The 5,555-nt window shown below is 60.7% G+C and carries 6 protein-coding genes; 1 reads left to right on the top strand and 5 read right to left on the bottom strand.

Translation table 11 applies throughout. The features are described from left to right. Window positions 1–67 precede the first annotated feature (67 nt). From EXR36_15275 to EXR36_15255, 5 genes are all read right to left on the bottom strand, one after another. Window positions 68–790, bottom strand: coding sequence for a haloacid dehalogenase type II (locus EXR36_15275; GenBank protein MSQ60951.1), 723 nt, complete (start codon window positions 788–790; stop codon window positions 68–70). A 3-nt stretch (window positions 791–793) separates the two neighbouring features. Then, a complete protein-coding gene (locus EXR36_15270) occupies window positions 794–1,117 on the bottom strand; it encodes an NIPSNAP family protein (protein ID MSQ60950.1) in 324 nt (107 codons plus the stop codon). 95 nt (window positions 1,118–1,212) lie between these two features. Beyond that, a complete protein-coding gene (locus tag EXR36_15265) occupies window positions 1,213–2,172 on the bottom strand; it encodes a transketolase family protein (protein MSQ60949.1) in 960 nt (319 codons plus the stop codon). Continuing rightward, a complete protein-coding gene (locus EXR36_15260) occupies window positions 2,169–2,999 on the bottom strand; it encodes a transketolase (protein ID MSQ60948.1) in 831 nt (276 codons plus the stop codon). Before EXR36_15260 ends, EXR36_15265 begins: the two co-directional genes overlap by 4 nt. 44 nt (window positions 3,000–3,043) lie before the next feature. Then, on the bottom strand, window positions 3,044–3,826 hold the full coding sequence (locus EXR36_15255; GenBank protein ID MSQ60947.1) for an aldolase: 783 nt from the start codon (window positions 3,824–3,826) through the stop codon (window positions 3,044–3,046). 57 nt (window positions 3,827–3,883) lie between these two features. Between EXR36_15255 and EXR36_15250 the strand changes: the two genes are divergently transcribed. Next, on the top strand, window positions 3,884–5,293 hold the full coding sequence (locus EXR36_15250) for an amidase (GenBank protein MSQ60946.1): 1,410 nt from the start codon (window positions 3,884–3,886) through the stop codon (window positions 5,291–5,293). Window positions 5,294–5,555 lie beyond the last annotated feature (262 nt).

Genomic DNA, 5,555 nt, shown 5'->3' with positions numbered 1-5,555 from the left:
TGAAAATTGGTTTCCTCTGTGTCTCTGTGACTCTGTGGTGAAAAAGGTTTTCTAGATGCAAGGGAAGTCATACCCTCACGCCCAGTTGCCGCGCCAAATCTGGAAAATCCGCCGCGACGATGTCGAAGTAGGGCTTGGGTTCAGGATCGGGCGGGCCTTGCGCGCCCCACTCGTCAGGCCGGTACACGAAGGCGGTTTTGTAGCCGCACGCGCGCGCGGCATCGAGGTCGAAGTTATGGCAGGCCACCATCAAGCATTGGCCCTGATCGAACTGTAGGAACTTCGCGCAGGTGAGGTAGGCCTCGGGTAATAGTTTGTACTTGCCTATGCCCTCGCAGGACATCACGGCATCCCATGACAATCCGTTGCGCTTGGCCGTATCCATGATGATGCGAAAACTTAGCAATGTGAAGGACACGCAATAGAACTTCTCCCGCAATTTCGGTAGCACCGCTGGAAAATCCGGCCAGCATTCGAGGTTGTGGATGGTGTCCCACCAGATGGTCCGGCGGTCCTCCTCGGTGAACATCCCGAGACCCATTTCCGCCGCGAGTTGGTCCACCGTGGCGCGATGCACGTCGTCTAAATTTTTCGTGGCAGGCCCGTGCTCACCGTGATTCAAAATGCCCTTGAGCGAGCGCCGGCGGAACTCGTTGGCGATCGCAGCCCAATCTTTCCGCAATCCGTACTTCGTGCCCAAATTCAGCAAGGCGGTGCGAACGCCGGTATGCCAATCCAGAATGGTGCCGCCGGTATCGAAGGTCAGCGCTTTGATTCTGGTGGGGTTCATGACTTATCGCTTGAGCGGGAAAAACGATACGGGCGTCATCAAGCGGTTCTCTTGGGCTTCCAGCGCGCCCAGCTTCGCGCTTTCTTCCATGAAGGTTTGCCACTCCGCATCGGCCATCATGGCGGCACGCCGGCGCGCGCGGTCGGCGGCATCTTCATAGGCCCAGATGTGAATGTACTGGTTGACGTTACCGGTCTCGGTGACGAGGTAGGCGAAGGGCTGGCCAAGATGGCGGGTTTGCGGACCCTTTCCCAAACGCTCGTAGAGAGCCAGGTGTTTCTTGATGGTTCCGGGACGGCAGGTGTAGGTACGTACGTCTAGCAACATGGGATGGGTCTCCTGGTGAAAATAATTATGTGCGCGCGGGTAGTTCGCGTGAAGGCAAGTGTAACTCCAACCCTTCCCCGCATGGGAGGTAAGGCCTATCCATGGTTGAGCAAGGAGCGGCACGCGTTCGCTATAGCTTCGGCGCTCATGCCGTACTTCGCGCGTATCTTGGTCGTGGGGCCCACGACCGCGAATTCGTCGGGCATGCCGATCATGCGCATGCGAGTGGGGTGCTCCACGGCCAGCAACTCCGCGACCGCCCCGCCCAGGCCCCCGGTGAGGTGATGCTCCTCGGCGGTGACGATGCCGCGCGTTTCCGCGGCCGCCGCGAGGATGGTGTCGCGGTCCAAGGGTTTGATCGTGTGCATATTGAGCACGCGCACATGAATGCCGTCCTTGCGCAATTCGTCGGATGCGCGCACCGACATCTCCACGAGCGCCCCGCATGCGATCACCGTGAGATCGTTTCCCGCACGCAGTTGCGCGGCGCGTCCAAGCCGGAAGGGTTCGGAGTTCAGCGGCGGCTCTTCCACCCTGCCACCTAAACGCATGTAGACGGGGCCATCGATGTCCAAGGTGGCCAAGGTGGCCGCGTAGGCCTCCTCGGCATCAGCGGGAACGATGACTGTCATGTTGGGCAAACTGCGCATGAGGGCGAGATCTTCCAGCGCATGGTGAGTGCCGCCGGCCACGCCGAGAGAGATACCGCTGGCAGCGGCACCGATCACCACGCGCTGGTTGGCGTAGGCCACGTCGTTTCTGACTTGTTCCATGCTGCGCGCGGTGATGAAGGGCGCGTAGGCACAGACGTAGGGGCGTAAGCCCGTGGTCGCCAATCCCGAGGCGGCACCAATGGCGTTTTGCTCCGCGATGCCCATTTCCACGAAGCGGTGGCGGTAGCGTTCGATGTAAGGCCTAATGCCCAGGAGGTCTTGCGTATCGGCCGATACGACAACGGTTCTGGATTCGCGCGCGCCCAATTCGAGCAATGCTTGTCCGTAGGCGAGGCGGGTTTGATTTGCGGCGCGCGCGCGCCAATCGTTGGGGGCGTTCATGGCTCTCCTAGCTCCGCAAGGGCCTTCGCGTAAATCTCATCCGTGACATTGTTGCTGTGCCAAACGTAAGTGTTCTCCGCGAAACTCACGCCTTTGCCCTTGATGGTGTGGGCGATGAGGGCCGAGGGCCGTGCGTTGTTGAAGGGGAGGGCGCCGAGGGCATCGGCCACCTGGACCATGTCGTGACCGTCGATTTCTCGCACCTCCCAACCGAAGGCGCGCCATTTGTCCGCCAGCGGACCCACTTCGATCAATTCGCTAATGGGACCGCTCTGCGCGATCTTGTTGTAGTCGATGATGGCAGTCAGATTCGCCAGCTTGTAATGGGAGGCGGCCAAGGCGGCCTCCCAATTGGAACCCTCGTGGAGTTCTCCATCGCCGATCATCACGAAGGTGTGGAAATCTTGCGCCTGCATTCTCGCGCCCAAGGCCATGCCCATGGCGATGGCAAGCCCGTGGCCCAAAGCTCCTGTACACATCTCGACGCCAGCCACTTTGATGTCTGGGTGCATGCCGAAGGGCGATTCGTAGCCGTAGAAGCGGTCCAGCACGGAATCGTCGATGAAGCCGGCCTGCGCCAACACGGCGCCCAGGGCGGCATTGGCGTGCCCCTTGGAAAGAACGAAGCGGTCACGGTCTGGCCATTCCGGTTCCTTGGGGCGCACTCGCATGCGATGGAAGTAGAGCGCGGCCAGGATATCGGCGGCGGAACAAGAGCCCCCGGCGTGACCGCTGCCCCCGGCCCGCAGCGCTCGCCAAACATTGCGGCGGATTTGGCGCGCTTGCCCCTCGAGCCGCTTGATGAGCGCCCCTCTTGATTCGGTCATGATTCTCCCCCTTTAGTAGCTTCGTGGTTCAATGATTTCTGAAGTCACAAGCACCCGCGAACAAAGTTCGCCTGGTCTTGCGCCGCCGCCAGCAGCAAGTTGATGTCGTTGCCCGATAGGATCATGCGCATGCCACGGCCAACGTAGCGCTTGAGCAACTCCTTGCCGTAGACGCCTCCCAGCCCTGGCCATTTGCCGTGTTTTTTACACGCGGCCAGCACGGTATCGATGGCGGCCACCACGCGCTCATGGTCGAGCTGGCCCGGTATGCCCATCTCCAGGCACAGATCGTTGGTGCCCATGAGCAATGCGTCGATACCGGGAACGGCGGCAATCTCATCGGCGTTCTCCACGGCTTTAGGGGTTTCGATCATAGCCACCACCAAGGTCGCATCGTTGATCTCGCTCACCACTTCCTTTGCGGGGACGGTGGCGAATCCAAACTGCGGGTAGGCGCCGCCGATGGATCGTTTGCCGGTGGGCGCGAACTTGAAGGCGTTGACCATGGCGCGGGCTTCCTCCGCGGTGTCCACGTGCGGCATGACCACGCCCAGCGCTCCGCCATCCAGGCAACGCGTGCCCATGGCCAGCTCACCGCTGGGTACGCGCACCAGGGGCGCGATGCCAGCGTCGAGCGCCGCCACGCTGATCTGATAGGCCGTCTCGGTCGAAGTGGCGCCGTGTTCCAGGTCGATGAACAACCAATCGAAGCCCGCCGTCTTCATCAGCCGGGCGATCTCCACGCCGCGCACGGCACGTACGCCGATGCCAATGGATAGCTGTCCTTGTTGCAGTTTCTGTTTTGCTACATTGGTGATTCGTGGCATGCTTGGTCTCCCGGTTAAATCAAACAACAGCCATTGTAGTGTGCACAGGACGCCGCCATGAACGAAGAAGATCTGTGTTTTACGCCCGCCACCCAACTGGCAAAACTGATCCGAACCAAGGCGCTCTCGCCTGTCGAGATCATGAGCACGGTCATTAAGCGCGCGCGCCGTCTCAATGGCCACCTGAATGCGATCTGTACCGACACCTACGACAGCGCCCTCGAACAAGCACGCGCGGCGGAGACTGCCGTCTTGCGCGGAGATGAATTGGGACTGCTCCATGGCATCCCCGTCACCATTAAGGATCTCTCACTCACCAAGGGCGTGCGCAGCATGGGGGGGTCCTTTGTTCACCGGGAGCGCGTTCCGGACATCGATCACCTCCACGTCGAAAGACTACGGCTTGCTGGTGCCATTTCCATCGGCAAGACCGCTGTCTCCGAATTTGGCTGGTCCGGGGTCAGCCGTTCACCCGTGACGGGCATCACGCACAACCCCTGGAAGCACGGCATGAACGCGGGGGCATCGAGCGCGGGCGCCGGGGTTTGCGCGGCGGCAGGCATCGGACCCATTCATCAAGGTTCCGATGGGGCGGGATCCGTGCGCATGCCCGCGGCCTTCTGCGGGGTGTTCGGTATGAAACCCTCGTTCGGGCGTATTCCTTACCATCCCATGCCCAACAACGGGCTGATTTCCCACGTGGGCCCCATCACCCGCACCGTGGGCGATGGCGCGCTCATGCTGGCGGCCACGGCTGGGCCGGACGACCGTGATCCGTGGAGTTTGGAGGCACCGCCGGAGGATTACGTAGGCAAACTCGATGCGGGAATTACCGGATTGAAGATTGCGTATTCACCCGGCCTGGGATTCCTGCGAGTGGACCCCGAAGTGCGCGACAGTGTGGCGCACGCCGCGCGCGCCTTCGAGGAAATGGGATGCCGGGTGGAGGAGGCCGATCCCGGTTGGGGCAATACCATGGCGCTGGAGCATTGCTTGTTCGCGGGCGCGTTTGCTGGGCAGGTGGGTCATCTGATTGAGCAGTGGGAGCATAAAATGGATCCCGGCATGGTGGCCATGGCGCGCGAAGGATTACGCTATACGGCCGCCGGCTACTGCCGCGCGCAAGGCGAGCGCTTGGCCCTTTGGGACCGTGTGCATGGGTTTTTTCAGCGCTACGACCTACTGCTTACCCCATCGGTCTCCGTAGCAGCTTTCCCCGCCACGCGCCTCATCCCTGAGCATTGGGAGCAGCATCCCTGGGACTGGCTGCGCTGGGCGGGTTTTAGTTATCCCTTCAATCTCACTGGGCAACCGGCAGCCACTTGCCCATGCGGATTTACGCTGGAAGGCTTACCGGTGGGAATTCAAATTGTTGGCCGCAGGTTTCAGGATCTCACTGTGCTGCAAGCCGCGCGCGCCTTCGAGCAAGCGCGGCCGTGGGCTTCGCATAGGCCACCGCTTGGCTAAGGAATAAAGGCATCAGGAATCATCACACGCATAGACTTAAGGGCACCTCTAATAATTCAGCATTCTAGAGTAGTGCGTATGGAATCGATGTGATAAAAAGCCTCGAAGCGCAAAGTGAGCTTCCCTCGGTTTTTAGTCTTCCAACCCATCGGCATTATGCCGCCAGTTCTTGCACATGTTGAGCACTGATCCAGTCTGCAAGGAAGATGCTTGGCGAGGTGTAGCCAAGCGTGGAATGCAGACGCCTGCGGTTATAGAACGG

It is taken from the genome of Betaproteobacteria bacterium (genome assembly GCA_009693245.1).
Lineage (GTDB): Bacteria > Pseudomonadota > Gammaproteobacteria > Burkholderiales > SHXO01 > SHXO01.
Note: the sequence above shows the minus strand (reverse complement) of the source record. Positions and strands in the feature narration are given on the sequence as shown.